Source organism: uncultured Oceanisphaera sp. (assembly GCF_947495715.1).
Lineage (GTDB): Bacteria > Pseudomonadota > Gammaproteobacteria > Enterobacterales > Aeromonadaceae > Oceanimonas > Oceanimonas sediminis.
On sequence record NZ_CANLZU010000017.1, the window covers coordinates 1 to 16,353 of the forward strand.

General features: G+C 58.1%; 12 protein-coding genes. 8 read left to right on the forward strand and 4 right to left on the reverse strand.

Annotation, left to right across the window (positions count from 1 at the left end):
• Positions 1 to 367: 367 nt before the first annotated feature.
• Both Q0753_RS11560 and Q0753_RS11565 read left to right on the forward strand, forming a co-directional pair.
• A complete protein-coding gene (locus tag Q0753_RS11560) occupies positions 368 to 1,801 on the forward strand; it encodes a nucleobase:cation symporter-2 family protein (protein WP_298720880.1) in 1,434 nt (477 codons plus the stop codon).
• Positions 1,802 to 1,924: 123 nt separating this feature from the next.
• A complete protein-coding gene (locus Q0753_RS11565; protein WP_298720883.1) occupies positions 1,925 to 3,268 on the forward strand; it encodes an 8-oxoguanine deaminase in 1,344 nt (447 codons plus the stop codon).
• 61 nt (positions 3,269 to 3,329) lie between these two features.
• Here Q0753_RS11565 and Q0753_RS11570 read toward each other — a convergent pair whose 3' ends face one another.
• Complete coding sequence (locus tag Q0753_RS11570; RefSeq protein WP_298720885.1) at positions 3,330 to 4,508, reverse strand: CinA family nicotinamide mononucleotide deamidase-related protein; 1,179 nt, start codon at positions 4,506 to 4,508, stop codon at positions 3,330 to 3,332.
• A gap of 142 nt (positions 4,509 to 4,650) precedes the next feature.
• Here Q0753_RS11570 and metA point away from each other — a divergent pair, with 142 nt between their 5' ends.
• The gene (metA, locus tag Q0753_RS11575) at positions 4,651 to 5,595 is read left to right on the forward strand and encodes a homoserine O-succinyltransferase (protein ID WP_298720888.1); all 945 of its coding nucleotides are present in this window, start codon (positions 4,651 to 4,653) and stop codon (positions 5,593 to 5,595) included.
• Positions 5,596 to 5,691: 96 nt separating this feature from the next.
• Here the strand turns inward: metA and Q0753_RS11580 are convergent, their stop codons facing one another.
• On the reverse strand, positions 5,692 to 6,981 hold the full coding sequence (locus Q0753_RS11580) for a sodium:proton antiporter (protein WP_298720892.1): 1,290 nt from the start codon (positions 6,979 to 6,981) through the stop codon (positions 5,692 to 5,694).
• 244 nt (positions 6,982 to 7,225) lie between these two features.
• Between Q0753_RS11580 and metH the strand changes: the two genes are divergently transcribed.
• Together metH and Q0753_RS11590 are read left to right on the forward strand one after the other, a co-directional pair.
• The gene (gene metH / locus Q0753_RS11585) at positions 7,226 to 10,906 is read left to right on the forward strand and encodes a methionine synthase (RefSeq protein ID WP_298720895.1); all 3,681 of its coding nucleotides are present in this window, start codon (positions 7,226 to 7,228) and stop codon (positions 10,904 to 10,906) included.
• A 256-nt stretch (positions 10,907 to 11,162) separates the two neighbouring features.
• On the forward strand, positions 11,163 to 12,407 hold the full coding sequence (locus Q0753_RS11590) for a D-alanyl-D-alanine carboxypeptidase (RefSeq protein WP_298720898.1): 1,245 nt from the start codon (positions 11,163 to 11,165) through the stop codon (positions 12,405 to 12,407).
• A gap of 893 nt (positions 12,408 to 13,300) precedes the next feature.
• Here Q0753_RS11590 and Q0753_RS11595 read toward each other — a convergent pair.
• Together Q0753_RS11595 and Q0753_RS11600 are read right to left on the reverse strand one after the other, a co-directional pair.
• Positions 13,301 to 13,777: a methylated-DNA--[protein]-cysteine S-methyltransferase gene (locus tag Q0753_RS11595; RefSeq protein ID WP_298720901.1), complete on the reverse strand. Its 477-nt coding sequence runs from the start codon at positions 13,775 to 13,777 to the stop codon at positions 13,301 to 13,303.
• A 62-nt stretch (positions 13,778 to 13,839) separates the two neighbouring features.
• Positions 13,840 to 14,151 (reverse strand): YqfO family protein, encoded by a 312-nt coding sequence (locus Q0753_RS11600; RefSeq protein ID WP_298720904.1) that lies wholly within the window; start codon positions 14,149 to 14,151, stop codon positions 13,840 to 13,842.
• A 24-nt stretch (positions 14,152 to 14,175) separates the two neighbouring features.
• Here Q0753_RS11600 and Q0753_RS11605 point away from each other — a divergent pair, with 24 nt between their 5' ends.
• From Q0753_RS11605 to Q0753_RS11615, 3 genes are all read left to right on the forward strand, one after another.
• Positions 14,176 to 14,349, forward strand: coding sequence for a hypothetical protein (locus Q0753_RS11605; protein WP_298720907.1), 174 nt, complete (start codon positions 14,176 to 14,178; stop codon positions 14,347 to 14,349).
• Between the two features lie 97 nt (positions 14,350 to 14,446).
• Positions 14,447 to 15,565 carry an ABC transporter permease gene (locus Q0753_RS11610; RefSeq protein WP_298720910.1) on the forward strand — a complete coding sequence of 373 codons (1,119 nt, stop codon included), beginning with the start codon at positions 14,447 to 14,449 and terminating at the stop codon, positions 15,563 to 15,565.
• Positions 15,562 to 16,353, forward strand: a complete 792-nt coding sequence (locus tag Q0753_RS11615) for an ABC transporter ATP-binding protein (RefSeq protein WP_367179504.1) — start codon at positions 15,562 to 15,564, stop codon at positions 16,351 to 16,353. Before Q0753_RS11610 ends, Q0753_RS11615 begins: the two co-directional genes overlap by 4 nt.

Genomic DNA, 16,353 nt, shown 5'->3' on the forward strand with positions numbered 1-16,353 from the left:
CTCACGCCTCACGCCTCACGCCTCACGCCTCACGCCTCACGCCTCACGCCTCACGCCTCACGCCTCACGCCTCACGCCGCCATCGTGATGAAAGTATAACAGGTTGATATCTTATGTATTTTCTTCATTTTGTGAACGCTTCTCTGTAGATGTAGATCACATTAAGGTTATTTTTGTATACAAGGAGGATACATTTTAATAACACCTGTGTTTTATTTGCGGTATTATCTAGTTGTCTCCTCACTTAGCCTACGCTTTGCAGTGGAGAATGGAGGGCAGTGCCAAACGTCTGTACAAGGATGTTGGCCAATACAACAGCGGTCAGAGTATGTCTGCACATTGGCAACAATTAACAAAGGGATCTGTTATGACCCAACAAGATGTAAAAACAGCACCGAGCAAGAATCACGACTTGCTGTATTCATTGCATGATAAACCGGGCTTCTGGCCTTCTTCTTTTGCCGCATTGCAGCATGTTCTGGCCAGTCTGGTGGGGGTGATTACCCCCACCCTGATCGTAGGTGGCGTATTGGGACTGGGCGAGCATGTACCCTATCTCATCAGTATGGCGTTGATGGTCTCGGGTGTGGGTACTTTCATTCAGTGCCGTCGTATCGGTCCTGTCGGTGCCGGTATGCTGTGTCTGCAGGGAACCAGCTTTGCCTTCCTGACGGCGGTGTTGTCTGCAGGCATGATCGTCAAGGGCAAGGGTGGCACCCCGGAAGATATTCTGGCGACCATTTTTGGGGTCAGCTTCTGTGCCGCCTTTATCGAAATATTCCTGAGTCGTTTCATTCACAAGCTACAGAAAATAATTACCCCTGTGGTGACGGGTACCATCATCATCCTTATCGGTATTCCGCTGATCAAGGTGGCGATGACCGATATCGGTGGTGGTTTCGGTGCCGAAAATTTCGGTTCCCTCGATAATCTGATGCTGGCCGGGATAGTGCTGGTTAGCGTTGTGTTACTCAACCGTTCAAAGAACCCTATGGTGCGTCTGGCTGCCGTGGTTATTGGTCTGGTGCTGGGCATGCTTGCGGCCTTCTTCATGGGACGCCTTGATTTCTCTCATATTGCCAGCCTGCCGGTGATATCCGTTCCGGTACCGTTCAAGTTCGGTTTCCAGTTTGACCTTGCCGCCTTCATTCCATTGGCCATTCTGTTCTGCGTAAGTGCCATGGAAACCACCGGTGACCTGACTGCCAACTCGACCATTTCTCGTGAACCGGTATCAGGCCCCGTGTATCTGAACCGTATCCGCGGTGGCGTACTGGGCGATGGTATCAACTCCATGATTGCCGCCACCTTCAACAGCATGCCGTCCACTACCTTTAGTCAGAACAACGGTGTTATCGCTCTGACCGGTGTGGCCAGTCGTTTCGTCGGTATCTATGTTGCCGCCATTCTGTTCCTCATGGGTCTGTTCCCCATCATCGGTGGTGTGCTGCAGCAGATGCCCAAGCCGGTACTGGGTGGGGCTACCCTGATCATGTTCGGGACCGTGGCGGTAGCCGGAATTCGTGTGCTGTCCCAGGCTAACCTGGACCGTCGCAACATGATGATAGTAGCCATCTCTGTCGGCATGGGTATCGGTGTTTCTACCGTACCTGCTGTACTACAGGCGCTGCCCGACATGCTGGAAAACATTTTGAAATCACCGGTCGCCATGGGCGCTATTACGGCCATCACTCTGAGCCTGATTCTGCCCGAACACAAGGTTGCCGAAGAAAGCGAAGCCGACGTTACTGTGGCCGCCGAAGCTGATGATGCAAAAAAAAAATTAGGTGAAGTAGGTTAATACTTACTTCCTTCTAGGTGCCTGAAAAGGCTGAACCCCTGGCACACCTTCCCGGATTGTGTGTCAGGGCTTTTTACATCCGGGGGATGCTAACTTTCATGTTTAAAGGGAGTCGAAAGTCTGATGCAAAACCCCAACACACTCTGGATAAAACACCCCCTCGCTACCCTGAGCCCGGCTTATGCCGGTGGTGTGGTGATTACCGAAAACCGGATCACCGAACTGGTGCCTGCGGGGCAAACTCCCCAAACACCGGTAGATGAGGTGTTTGACGCCAGTCAGCATGTGCTGCTGCCAGGCCTGATCAACGCTCATCATCATTTTTATCAAACGCTTACCCGCGCCCACCCGGTGGCACTGAACAAGGCGCTGTTTTCCTGGCTGACGTCACTGTACCCGGTATGGGCTAAACTACGGCCGGAAATGCTGGAAGTCTCGACCCAGATTGCTCTGGCCGAGTTGCTGCTGTCGGGATGCAGTACCGCCAGTGACCATCATTATCTGTTTCCCCGGGGGCTGGAAGATGCCATCGATATTCAGGTAGCGCAGGCGCAGCAGCTGGGCGTTAGGGTGCACCTGACCCGCGGCTCCATGAGTCTTGGCAAGGAACAGGGCGGTTTGCCGCCGCAGTCGACGGTACAAAGTGAAGACGTGATCATGGCCGACAGCGAACGGCTGATTCGGCGTTATCATGACCACACCGACGGGGCCATGATCCGAGTGGCACTGGCGCCTTGTTCGCCGTTTTCGGTCAGTACCGAACTGATGAAAATGTCCGCCGAGCTGGCAGAAAAACACCGGGTTCAGTTGCATACCCATCTGGCGGAAACCCACGATGAAACCGCCTTCTGCCAGAAGATGTTCGGCATGAGGCCGGTGGATTATCTGGAGTCGGTGGGCTGGCTCAGCAATCGGGTCTGGCTGGCTCACGGCATTCATTTCAACGAGCAGGAAATCGGCCGTCTGGGTCAGGCGGGAGTGGGCATTGCCCATTGTCCCTCTTCCAACATGCTGCTGGCTTCGGGGCAATGTCCGACGCTGGATCTGGAGGCCGCCGGCTGCCCCGTCGGTATCGGCGTGGATGGCTCCGCCTCCAATGATGGCTCCAACATGATGACCGAAGTACGGCAGGCGCTGCTGTTGCAACGATTGCGTTACGGCGCCGAAAAAATTACCCATCAGAAGGTACTGGACTGGGCCACTAATGGCTCTGCCCGTTGTCTGGGGCGTGATGATGTCGGTGATATCGCCGTTGGCAAACAGGCGGATCTGGCCTTGTTCCGGCTGGATGATATTCAGTTTGCCGGTGCCGGTGATCCGCTGGCGGCGCTGGTTTTGTGCGGTGCCCAACGAGCCGATCGCATGATGGTGGCCGGGCGCTGGCGGGTGACCGACGGTACCGTCTGTGGTCTGGATATCGAAGCACTGAAGGCCAGACAGCGAGAGCTGGCGGCACAGCTGGTCTGAAAATGACGGTGTGATTGTCAGCGCTGGATAATAGAAAGGGCACCGAATGGTGCCCTTTTGTTTATGCAGGCAGCGTAAACCGCTCGCTGCAGGGCAGAATATCGTAGTCGATCATCACGGCTTCACCGAGCAGGTGACGTCGCAACATATCGAAGGCGGCAAAGGCCAATAGGCGGCGCCGATTCAGGGGCTCCCGAAAGTGCATTTGCAGGGTTTGTACCTGGCAGCCTTGTTCGGTCTTGAGGGCAATAGGAATGCCCTGCGGGCCTTCGGCACCGATGGCCAGGGTCAGCGGGCGGGCCGATCGTGCCAGCCAGAGGGCCAGATCTTCGGCGCTGTCGGGCAGGCCAGCCAGGTAGTGACCTTCGAATTCGGGCGTGATGGTGCTGATGGTATCGGTCAGGCGACCGCCGCTGGCATCCTCGAAAATCATCAAATCCCTGTTCAGTAACAGCGGCCCCAGGCTGGCGGTAAAGTTCATCTCGTCCCGCGCCACCAGGTGAGTGCCCACTTCGGCCAGCAGCAGTGCTTCGGCGGTGGCAATGGCGGCGGCGTCTTCGGTTTCGATAATCAGCTTGAGCTCTATGGTCGGCGAATTGGCCCGGTAGCCGAGGGTAATGCCAGCCGGCCATGGCAGATGATCAAGCCGGTCGCTCAGGCCGGATTCGGACAACCCGAATGAAAAGAAACGACGTACCTGGCTATGACCATTCTGGCCCAGCTGCCGACGTAATCGCGGCAGAATCTCGTCGGTCATCATTTTTTTCAGCTCGGATGGCACGCCCGGGGTAAAGAAAAAGGTGGCGCGGTTGAGTTTGACCGCAAAACCGCAGGCGGTGCCCACCGGATTGTCCACCAGCTCGGCACCCTGTGGCAGCATGGCCTGCTTGCTGTTGCTCTGGGGCATGGCGCGATTGCGGCTGGCGTATTTTTGCTGCATTACCTCGAGCCAGTGCTGGTTAAGCTCAAGGGGCACACCGGCGGCTTCGGCCATGGCTTCGGCGCTGATGTCGTCCGAGGTGGGGCCAAGGCCACCGTTGACGATCACCAGATCGGCCTGGTGACTGCGTTGTACGAACAGCTCGACCAGGTCGGCCTTGTCGTCGCCCACGGTAAAGCGGCGGCGTACCTGCCAGCCTTGTTCCAGCAGCAGCTGCGACAACCAGCCGGCGTTGGTGTCGGTTATCAGTCCGGTCAGCACTTCATCACCGGTGCTCACCAGTTCAATCACGGGTTTCATATGCTTATCCTTGAAGGGCGTTGCCGGGATTTTAACGTATCTTGGGCGAATGGCACACGCCGAGGATGACAAGAGCCGCTGCTTTGTTGTAGATTTCTAGATGTCTAGACTTTCTTACCGATGCTGTACATGGAGTGAGCAAATGCCCATCAGAATTCCGGATCGCCTGCCAGCGGCCAATGTCCTGACTCAGGAAAATATCTTCGTGATGACGGAAACCCGGGCGGTCAATCAGGAAATCCGCCCGATGCGGGTGCTGCTGCTTAATCTGATGCCGAAGAAAATTGAAACCGAAAACCAGTTGTTACGCATGCTGTCCAACTCGCCGTTGCAGATTGGTGTGGACCTGCTGCGTATCGACGACCGGCCTTCGAAGAATACGCCGCAATCGCACCTGGAACACTTCTACCACGACTTCGAACAGGTGCAGGATCAGTTCTACGACGGACTTATCATCACCGGCGCGCCGCTCGGGCTGACCGATTTCTGCGATGTGATCTACTGGGACAAGATAGAGCAGATAGTGGCGTGGGCCAAAAGCCATGTTACCTCCACGCTGTTTTTGTGCTGGGCCGCCCAGGCCGGTCTGAAGATTCTGTACGGGCTGGACAAGCGTACCCGCCTGGAAAAACTGTCCGGTGTCTACGAGCACCAGAACCTGGCCCAGTACGAGCCTCTGGTGCGCGGCTTTGACGACGTGTTTCTGGCGCCTCATTCCCGTTATGCGGATTTTCCGGTGGAGCTGTTACGGCAAAAGACAGATCTGAAAATACTGGCCGCGTCGGACAAGGCCGGCGTCTATCTGGCGGCCAGCCCGGACGGACGCCAGGTATTCGTGACCGGGCACCCGGAATACAATGCCGATACCCTGCATGCCGAATACCTGCGGGATCTGGAGGTAGGGATAGAGCCCCGAATGCCGGAAAATTATTATCCCGACAATAATGCCGATAATCCCCCCAGGGCCACCTGGCGCAGCCATGGTCATCTGTTGTTTGCCAACTGGCTGAATTATCACGTTTACCAGCTGACCCCGTATGATCTGCGTACCCTGAGTGCCACCGGCGAGTCGCTTACGCGAGACTAAAATCCCGTGAGGGGTAAATGGTGAGGAGTGAGGGAGTAAAGCCTCACACTCAACCTTTCCCCCTCACGCTTTGCGCCTCACCCCTCACGGAACTATTTACTCGATAGGAAAGCCGGCTTTTTCCGCTGCCTTGGCCTTGTTGATCATCGGGGTGATACTCATGCCCTGCACTATGATGGAAAACAGCACTATGGCGTAGGTCATCATCAGCACCAGATCCCGCAGTTCCACCTGACCGTCGCTACCGAGTTTGATGCCGGTGGGAATGGACAAGGCCATCGCCAGTGACAGGCCGCCGCGCAGTCCGCCCCAGGTGAGGATGCGTATCGAGTATTTGTTGTAGCTGCGAAAGCGGCGAAAGGCGACATAGGGCAGGGCGACGCTGACGAAGCGGCCGGCCAGCACCAGCGGAATACCGCACAGCACCAGAATCCAGGCTTGCCAATGGAATTGCACCAGCAACATGGCCAGGCCAATCAGCAGGAACAGCAGGGCGTTCAGAAACTCGTCCAGCAGATGCCAGAACTGATCCAGGTATTTCGAGCTCTGTTCCGAAAAGCCGGTGTAGCGGGTCCAGTTGCCGATCATGATACCGGAAACCACCATGGCCAGGGCGCCGGACACGCCCAGCACGTTGGCCAGCGCAAAACCGGCGGTGGGAATGCACAGCGTCATCAACAGCTCCATGGAGCCATCGTCGGTGGCGCTGATCATCAGGTGAGACATCAGGCCCAGCAGGGCGCCGAATACGATGCCGCCAACGGCTTCGTGGGTGAACAGCGTCATGACCGAGCCGAAGGTCGCCTCGGTGCCGTTGAAGGCGACCGCAAAAATGGTCAGGAAGATCACCAGGCCGATGCCATCGTTGAACAGCGACTCGCCTTCGATCTGAATCGCAATCTGCTCGGGGGCGCCCAGCTTCTTGACGATGGCCAGCACGGCGATGGGGTCGGTGGGCGAGATCAGCGCCCCGAACAGCAGGCAGTAGATAAAAGGCAGTGGGATGGCGGCAATATAAGCCAGCAGCCACAGGCCGGTAGCGACCACCAGGGTTGAAATCAGCACGCCCACGATGACCAAGACCGAAATCTCCCATTTCTGGCTTTTCATGGCCGGCAGGTTAATGCCCAGGCCACCGGCAAACAGCAGAAAGCCGAGAATACCCTGCAGCAGAAATTCGCCGAAATCGACGGTCTCCAGGGTGGCAATGGCATGTAGCTGTAGTTCGGGCCAGGTGGTTTTTCCCAGTATTAACATCAAGATGGAAATAAGCAGGGCGCCAAAGGTAATGGCAATGGTGGTCTGGATTTTCATGATGTATTGATTGACGAAGGCGATGGTGATCGCCATGGCCGCCAATAAACACAGAGTGTAATAGACGCTCATAAAGGCACTTCCGTAGAGTTTTTATTTTATTTGCAAGCTTGGTTGGCCGGTCTTTGCCGGTGGTGCATAGTGTGCCTTAACAGCACACATTTTCACTAGCTAAAATGCGGTTAATTTACGCATTTTACGTGCCAATATGACCCCTTGCCATTCATCAGCCTTGTAGATGGCTGGATTTCCAGCTTGGTATTTTGTGATAGCATGGTTGCTGCTTTCAGGAATCTAGTTGTAACAGGAGTTATCAGTGTCCAGATCCCCCGTTTTTTCCCAGCTCGAACAGGCGCTCGCCGAACGTATTTTGATTATCGATGGGGGCATGGGCACCATGATCCAGTCACATCGACTGGACGAGGCCGCCTATCGAGGCGAACGCTTCGCCGACTGGCCATCCGACTTGAAAGGTAACAACGACCTGCTGGTATTGAGCCAGCCCGAAATCATCGCCCGGATCCACAGCGACTATTTTGCCGCCGGCGCCGATATCATCGAAACCAATACCTTCAACGCCACCAGTATCGCCATGGCGGATTACGACATGGAATCGCTGGCGGTGGAAATCAATCGTGAAGCGGCGCGACTGGCCCGCCAGGTAGCCGATGAGTGGACCGCGAAAGAGCCCCACAAGCCGCGCTTCGTGGCCGGGGTGCTGGGGCCGACCAACAGAACCGCCTCCATTTCGCCGGATGTGAACGATGCCGGTTACCGCAATATCACCTTCGATCAACTGGTCGAGGCTTATACCGAGTCGACCCAGGCATTGATCGACGGCGGCGCCGATCTGCTGATGATCGAAACCATTTTCGACACCCTCAACGCCAAGGCGGCGGTGTTTGCCATCGAAGGCCTGTTCGAGCGGCAGAATATTCGACTGCCGGTGATGATCTCCGGCACCATTACCGACGCCTCCGGTCGTACCCTGACCGGCCAGACCACCGAAGCCTTCTATCATTCCCTGCGTCATGCCAAGCCTATTTCCTTCGGCCTGAACTGCGCCCTGGGGCCGGACGAGTTGCGCCAGTACGTGGCCGAACTGTCCCGTATCAGCGAAACCTATGTATCCGCTCACCCCAATGCCGGTCTGCCCAACGCCTTCGGTGAATATGATCTGGAAGCCTTTGAGATGGCCGAGCATATTCGCGAGTGGGCCGAAAGCGGCTTCCTCAACCTGGTAGGCGGTTGCTGTGGCTCTACTCCCGAGCATATTCGGGCCATGGCCGAGGCGGTAGCGGGTATCAAGCCGCGCGTGCTGCCGGAGCTGCCGGTAGCCTGCCGGCTGTCCGGCCTGGAGCCGGTGCAGATTACGGCCGACAGCATGTTCGTCAACGTCGGTGAGCGCACCAACGTCACCGGCTCGGCCCGTTTCAAGCGGCTGATCAAGGAAGAGAAATACGACGAGGCGCTGGAAGTGGCGCTGCAGCAGGTAGAAAGCGGCGCCCAGATCATCGACATCAACATGGATGAAGGCATGCTGGATGCGGTGGCCTGCATGACCCGCTTCCTCAACCTGATTGCCGGCGAGCCGGATATTTCCCGGGTGCCGATCATGATCGACTCCTCCAAGTGGGAGGTGATCGAGGCCGGCCTGAAATGCATTCAAGGCAAGGGCATCGTCAACTCCATTTCCATGAAGGAAGGGGAAGAGAAGTTTATCGAGCAGGCCAGGCTGGTGCGCCGCTATGGGGCGGCGGTGATCGTGATGGCGTTCGACGAAGTCGGCCAGGCCGATACCCGCGAGCGCAAGTTCGAGATCTGCGAGCGCGCCTACCGCATTCTGGTGGATCAGGTGGGCTTTCCGCCGGAAGACATCATCTTCGACCCCAATATTTTTGCCGTGGCCACCGGCATTGAAGAACACAACAACTATGCTGTCGACTTCATCGAGGCGGTGAAGGACATCAAGGATAATCTGCCGCACGCCATGATTTCCGGCGGCGTGTCCAACGTCTCGTTTTCGTTTCGCGGCAACGATGTGGTGCGCGAGGCCATACATGCGGTGTTCCTCTACCATGCGATCAAGAACGGCATGGACATGGGCATCGTCAACGCCGGTCAGCTGGCGATTTACGAAGACATAGAGCCCGAGCTGAAGGAAAAGGTCATCGCCGTGGTGCTTAACGAAAACGACGGTGCCACCGAGGCGCTGCTCGAGATCGCCGAGCGTTATCGTGGCAGTGGCGCCCAGGCGGCGGATCCGCGCGATCTGGAATGGCGCAGCTGGCCGGTCAACGAGCGGTTGGCCCATTCCCTGGTCAAGGGGCTGACCGACTTTATCGAAGAGGATACCGAAGAATCCCGGGCGCAGGCGGTACGGCCGCTGGACGTGATTGAAGGCCCGCTGATGGACGGCATGAACGTGGTCGGCGATCTGTTCGGCGAGGGCAAGATGTTCCTGCCCCAGGTGGTCAAGTCGGCCCGGGTAATGAAGCGGGCGGTCGCCTATCTGAACCCCTTTATCGAGGCCAGCAAGGAAGTCGGCCAGACCAATGGCAAGGTCGTCATGGCCACGGTCAAGGGCGATGTGCACGACATCGGCAAGAATATCGTCGGCGTGGTATTGCAGTGCAACAACTTCGAGGTGGTGGATCTGGGGGTCATGGTGTCCTGCGAGCAGATCCTGAAGACGGCGCGGGAAACCAATGCCGACATGATAGGTCTGTCCGGTCTGATCACCCCCTCGCTGGATGAAATGGTGAATGTGGCCAAGGAAATGCAGCGTCAGGGCTTCACCATACCGCTGCTGATCGGCGGTGCCACCACCTCCAAGGCGCATACGGCGGTCAAGATCGAGCAGAACTACGACGAGCCGGTGGTCTATGTGTCCAATGCCTCCCGCGCGGTGGGCGTGGTGCAAACCCTGCTGAGTCGCGAGCACAAGCCGGCCTTCGTCGACCGGCTGAACAAGGAATACGAGGTGGTGCGCGATCAGCATGCGCGCAAGAAGCCGCGCACCAAGCCGGTGACCCTGGCCGAGGCTCGCGCCAACAAGGTGGCCATCGACTGGCAGGCCTACACGCCGCCGGTACCGGCCAAACCGGGAATTCACGAGTTGCATGAAGTACCCATCTCGGTACTGCGCGAGTACATCGACTGGACCCCCTTCTTCCTGACCTGGTCGCTGGCGGGCAAGTATCCGCGTATTCTGGAAGACGAGGTGGTGGGCGAAGAGGCCAAGAAGCTGTTTCGTGATGCCAACGACCTGCTGGACAAGCTGGAAGCCGAGGGGGAGCTGCGCTGTTCCGGTGTGCTGGGACTGTTCCCGGCCAACAGCGTGGAAGATGATGTGGAAATCTACACCGATGAGTCCCGTACCGAAGTGCTGCACACGCTGCGTTTCCTGCGCCAGCAGACCGAGAAGAAAGACGGATTTCCCAACTACTGTCTGGCCGACTATGTGGCGCCCAAGGGCACCAAGCCGGACTATGTGGGCGGCTTTGCGGTAACCGGCGGCATCGGTGAGGATGACATCGTCCGTCGCTATAAAGAGGCGGAAGACGATTACAACGCCATCATGGCCAGCGCCGTGGCCGATCGCCTGGCGGAAGCCTTTGCCGAATACATGCACCTGCTGGTACGCCGTGAATACTGGGGCTATGCCGCCGACGAGAATCTCGGCAACGACGAGCTGATTCGGGAAAAATACAGCGGCATTCGGCCGGCTCCGGGTTACCCGGCCTGTCCCGAGCACACCGAAAAGGGCACACTCTGGCAGCTGCTGGATGTGGAGTCGCGCATTGGCATGCAGTTGACCGAATCCTACGCCATGTGGCCGGGAGCGGCGGTCTCGGGCTTTTATTTCTCCTACCCCGATACCCGCTACTTTGCGATAGCGCAGATCCAGGAGGATCAACTGCTGGACTACGCTGCGCGCAAGGGCATGACGCGGATCGATGCCGAAAAATGGCTGGCACCCAATCTGAGTGCCTGATTTCAGCCACGTAACTAGGGGGTAAAGACGCGTTATGCAGTGTCTTTCCCCAAAACAAGAAGGCGCCAAGGGCGCCTTTTTATTTAAGCATTGGGGGCGTCAGCTGGCGTGCGGGGTGTATGCTGGTAGTAACAGGGAGAGCAATGCCGGCGATCACCATGCGTTTTTGGTTGTGGCCCCGCTGGAAAGGCTGGACAGTCTTCGGGCGATGACGTAGCTTCTGCCGACTTTATTTCACCACTGGGAGGAGCCTTCCATGTTTGTTGTAAGACACACCGGAAAAACAGGATGCTTGCTCCTGGCGGTCATGCTGTTGCTGGCCTCCTTGAGTCAGGCGCAGGCCAACCCGCGCTATGCCGCCATCGTGCTGGATGCGGACAGCGGCGAGGTACTGCATGCCTCCAGCGCCGATGCGGCTCGCTATCCGGCCTCGCTGACCAAGATGATGACGCTGTATCTGCTGTTCGAAGCCATGGACAAGGGGCTGATGCGGCTCGATACCGCCATGCCGGTATCGGCTCACGCCGCCTCCATGCCGCAGACCAATATTTCGCTGAAAAAAGGAGAGCGGCTGCGGGTACGAGACGCCATTCCGGCGCTGGTGGTACGTTCCGCCAATGACGCGGCTGTGGTGGTAGCGGAAGCCCTGGGCGGCACCGAAAGCGAGTTTGCCCGCATCATGACCGCCAAGGCCAGGTCGATGAAGATGACCGCCACCCGTTTTCGTAATGCCTCCGGTCTGCCGGACAATGCCCAGGCCTCTACCGCCCGGGATCTGGCCATACTCTCGCTGCGGTTGATGAAGGACTTTCCCCAGCACTATCATTATTTTTCCACGCCCTCTTTCAGCTACCGGGGCAAGACCTATCACAGCCACAACCGCATGGTAAAAAACTATGCGGGAGTCGATGGCATGAAAACCGGGTATATTCGGGCATCGGGCTTTAATGTGGCCACCTCTGCCGTGCGGGGCGAACGGCGCCTGATTGGCGTGGTGATGGGCGGAAATACCGCCCAGTCCCGAGACGCCCAGATGGCGAAACTGCTGGATAGTGGCTTCGAGCAGGCCACTCGGTTTGCCAAGGCATCGGGTAAGGCGGCCCCGGCCGGCAGCAAGCTGCTGGTCAGCACCGAACCCGTGCGTCAGGTGGTCAGGAAAGAGCCCGCCACACGCCCGCCGGCGGTATTGCAACGGGCAACCCTGCCGGTAAAGCAGACCTTGTCGGTACAACAGGCCTTGCCTGTCGGTGACCTGGGCTGGGCGGTGCAGATTGGTTCTTTCCGGGTACCGGAGCAGGCGAGGGATAGAGCATCCGATGCGGCCCGTCGGCTGGACAATATCGATGTTATCCAGGTGGCGGTCAACGAGGTGAACATCAGCAATCGCACCCTGTTCAGAGCCCGGCTGGTGGGCATGCACAAGGATCAGGCGAAGAGTGCCTGCCAGCGGCTCTCGCGTCAGGGCATGGACTGTCTGGTAGTGAAGACGACGGGGAGTTAACCGCATGAAGAGTGAAGGGGAGAGGAAAAAAGTAACGCCTCATACCAATTTGAATAAACAAATGATCTATTTCATTTCTGTGTAAACGTCGGACAAAGGGTCCGCTCCGGCGACCCGCTTCGAGCACATCCCTGTGACGCTCAGCACATGACGTCCCTGTCATGTGATGGTCGGCGGAGCAGATCCCTTTGTCCTCCTGATGCTGCAGAGTCTCCTGTTGGCGCCGTCTGCGGGCAACTCGGTGTTCAGAAAGAGGCCACAGAGAACGCCTCTCACGACCGTGAAATGCCAGGGATGGCATTTCCGAGCTTACATGGATGTACTCGTAGCGTGTCGTGGGAGTCGGCTCTGTCGCCTCTGACGCTTCGACTGAATATTTGATCAGATATTTAATCTGATTGGTATCACTTCTCTTCATTGTATTTTTGACATAGGAAAAAGGGGCAACATCATGTTGCCCCTTTTTGGGTCGTCTTGTTGGCTTGTCCGTAAACCGGTTTGCTCCCTGCAATCCCTGACGTGCCTTATCCTTTATGGCGTTCCCTTTCCCGATCCATCGGGCTGTCCTTTGTCTTCCTGACCGCAAATCATCCTGATCTGACGCTCGTCTCCATCCTGGAGGTATCCATCGCCGCATCCTGCGGGGTTCCTTGCCTGTCCTGGCAGCCTGTCTTCCTGACCGGCTCTGCGCTTCCTGCTGTAAACATAGTAGCCCGATTCGCTCTCTGCTCAATTCAAAAAACTGAAGGCATCTTGACTGTCGAATTCTCGATCATTTTTAACTAAATGATAAATAGGGGAAAATATTTAATAGTCGGCCAATGGCGTGATCATAAAGCGCTTCTGCCTGCGTGGCTTTGAGAGATCTCGCACACGGTGGCTGGTGTTTTTCGCTAGTCGTTGCCTGAAGCCGCTTCGTGTTGCAGCAGCCAGGACTTGCGTGCGAGTCCTCCGGCATAACCGACCAGCTTGCCGCTGGCGCCGATGACCCGGTGACAGGGAATGATAATGGCAATGGGATTGCGACCATTGGCCAGCCCGACGGCCCGCATCGCATTGGGGTTGCCGATCAGCAGGGCCATGTCTTTGTAGCTGCGGTGTTCGCCGTGGGGAATGGTTTGCAAGGCTTGCCAGACGGCCTGCTGAAATGGTGTGCCTTTGGGCGCCAGTGGCAGTTCGAAGTGGTGACGCTGGCCGTCGAAATATTCCGTCAATTGTCGGCAGGCGGATTGCAGCAAGGGGGTGGCGGGCGCCATGTTCTGCTCGGTGTTACCGGTCTCGTCGCTGAAGCGCAGCTCTGTGATGGCATCGGGGGTGGCGCAGATGAAGAGCAAGCCCAGTGGGCTTGGCAGGGTGCAGTGGTTCGACATGGCAGACTCCGAAGTGACGAGGGGATACCCTGATTGTATCCCTCTTGTCGTCGGCGGTGGCGTTAAAATTCGCTCAGTGGCCAGGCGTCGAAGGCGGGCTCTTCATAAGGGTGAGCCTGGCGCAGGGCCGTTACGGCGGCGCGGATCAGCTGATCCTCGCACACCAGCTCGACCCGCACCTCTGCTACCCGCTCCAGGGCGCCGGTCTCGCCGATGAAGGGGTTGGCGCCGGTCTGGGGCCGAAACTGGCCGTTGCCGCGGGTTTCGAAGCAGCACCGGTCGTAGTCGCCTATTTTGCCGGCACCGGTGGCGAACACCGCCGCCTTGACCGGTTCAAGATGAGATTCGGGTACGAAAAATACCAGCTTGTACATGGATGACTCCTCGGAGACTCAGGGGTGGGATTTCTTCAGGAATCGGGCGGCCAGCACGATATGCAGGCCGTTGACCTTGCCTTCGATATGCTCGGTGGCACCGCACAGCTCACAACGGCTGCCGCTGCGTTGCTGTCATTGTTGTTCTATGGTCATGATGAGGACTCCGGCACGAAGATAAATATCGCGCGATCCTGAAATCCTAGCATAAAGCCGGGTACTTGTTGTGGTGATGGGGGCAATGGCAGACAATGGTAGGCTCATATGAGTTTATTGTCGAACGGGGCCGAACAGCATGAGCGGAACGAGCGCAGCACTGACCGTGACCACCGGCGACCAGCCCTGTGCCTGCCTGCAGGGATCCTGGATCCTGGCGCAGTATGCACAACTGGTGCGTACTGTGGCGTCGCCGGCAGTGCCGGTGGTGTGTCTGGACGCCTCGGGCCTTACCGAGCTGGACACCGCCGGTGCTGCCCTGCTGGTGAAGTTGCTGGGTGCGGACGCCCTGTGCCGCATGTTGCCGGATGCCACAGGGCTGTCTGCCGAGCGCCGGGCACTGTTGCTTGCGGTGGCGAGTGCCATGGCCGGCCAGGAAGCTTTGCCGCCCACCGTCTCTCGCTGGAGCGACGGCCTGGCCCGGCTGGGTGAGCGGATGCTGAGTGGCTGGCAGCAGCTGATCATGTTGCTTGGTTTCATGGGCCTGACTCTGAGTACCCTGGTGGTGTCGATAGTCCGTCCGCGGCGCTGGCGGCTCACCGCCCTGGTGGCGCAAATGCATCAGTGCGGCCTCAATGCGGTGCCCATCGTCGCCTTGCTCACCTTTCTGGTGGGCGCCGTGGTGGCGTTTCTCGGCGCCACCGTGCTGGCGAACTTCGGCGCCACCATCTATACGGTCGATCTGGTGGCCTATTCTTTTCTGCGCGAATTCGGGGTGCTGCTGACCGCTATTCTGCTGGCCGGCCGTACCGCCAGTGCCTTTACCGCCCAGCTCGGTTCGATGAAGGTGAATGAAGAGCTGGACGCATTGCGCACCCAGGGACTGGATCCCATCGAGCTGCTGGTGCTGCCGCGGCTGCTGGCGCTGGTGCTGACCTTGCCGTTGCTGACCTTTATCGCCATGCTCTCGGGCATGGTCGGCGGCGCCATGGTGTCGTTGCTGTCACTCGATATTTCTCTGGCCCAGTATCTGGCGATAGTGCAACAGGTGCCGGTGCGGCATTTTCTGGTAGGCATGGGCAAGGCGCCGCTGTTTGCCCTGCTGATTGCACTGATTGGCTGCCTGGAAGGATTCAAGGTCGGCGGCAGCGCCCAGTCGGTGGGCGAGCACACTACCTCCAGCGTGGTGCAGTCGATCTTCGTGGTGATATTGCTGGATGCGATTGCCGCACTTTTTTTGATGGAGATGGACTGGTGAGGCAAACCGGCGACGTGGTGATTCAGGTGCGGGGGCTCGACAATCGATTCGGCACGCATGCGGTGCACCAAGGGCTGGATCTGGACGTTTACCGGGGCGAGATCCTCGGGGTGGTCGGTGGATCCGGCACCGGCAAGTCGGTACTGCTGCGATCCATTGTGGGTCTGCGCCGGCCCAGTGGTGGTGAGGTGCGGTTACTGGGCCAGAATCTGCTGGCCTTGCCGGAGCAGGAGCGGGTGCGGCTGGAGCGACGCATGGGGGTGCTGTTTCAAAAGGGCGCCTTGTTTTCTTCGCTGACGGTCGCCGAGAATATCGCACTGGCGTTGATCGAGCAGACGGGGTTGTCGCGCGCCGATGCGGCTTATCTGGCGTCGGTCAAGCTGGCGCTGGTGGGCTTGCCGGCCAAGGCGGCGGCCCTGTATCCGTCCGAATTGTCCGGCGGCATGATCAAGCGGGCGGCGCTGGCCCGGGCGCTGGCGCTGGATCCGGATGTGTTGTTTCTCGACGAGCCCACCGCCGGCCTGGATCCCATCGCGGCGGCGGCCTTCGATCGGTTACTGTTGACGCTGCGCGATGCGCTCAATCTGACGGTGTTTCTGGTCACGCACGATCTGGATACCCTTTATGCCTGTTGTGATCGGGTAGCGGTGTTGTCACGCAAGCGAGTTCTGGTCGCTGACCGGCTGGCGGTGGTGGCCGCCACCGATGATGCCTGGATACAGGATTACTTTCATGGCCCCCGCGGCCGGGCCGCGAGTCAGGCGGTCGACGCCGCCTTCAAGGAGTAA

Excerpts from the sequence above, each read along its gene's own strand:
- Q0753_RS11570 (WP_298720885.1), bottom strand. The coding sequence starts at position 4,508 with ATGAAACCCGTGATTGAACTGGTGAGCACCGGTGATGAAGTGCTGACC.
- Q0753_RS11565 (WP_298720883.1), top strand. The coding sequence starts at position 1,925 with ATGCAAAACCCCAACACACTCTGGATAAAACACCCCCTCGCTACCCTG.
- Q0753_RS11610 (WP_298720910.1), top strand. The coding sequence starts at position 14,447 with ATGAGCGGAACGAGCGCAGCACTGACCGTGACCACCGGCGACCAGCCC.
- metA (WP_298720888.1), top strand. The coding sequence starts at position 4,651 with ATGCCCATCAGAATTCCGGATCGCCTGCCAGCGGCCAATGTCCTGACT.
- Q0753_RS11580 (WP_298720892.1), bottom strand. The coding sequence starts at position 6,981 with ATGAGCGTCTATTACACTCTGTGTTTATTGGCGGCCATGGCGATCACC.
- Q0753_RS11590 (WP_298720898.1), top strand. The coding sequence starts at position 11,163 with ATGTTTGTTGTAAGACACACCGGAAAAACAGGATGCTTGCTCCTGGCG.
- Q0753_RS11595 (WP_298720901.1), bottom strand. The coding sequence starts at position 13,777 with ATGTCGAACCACTGCACCCTGCCAAGCCCACTGGGCTTGCTCTTCATC.
- Q0753_RS11560 (WP_298720880.1), top strand. The coding sequence starts at position 368 with ATGACCCAACAAGATGTAAAAACAGCACCGAGCAAGAATCACGACTTG.
- Q0753_RS11600 (WP_298720904.1), bottom strand. The coding sequence starts at position 14,151 with ATGTACAAGCTGGTATTTTTCGTACCCGAATCTCATCTTGAACCGGTC.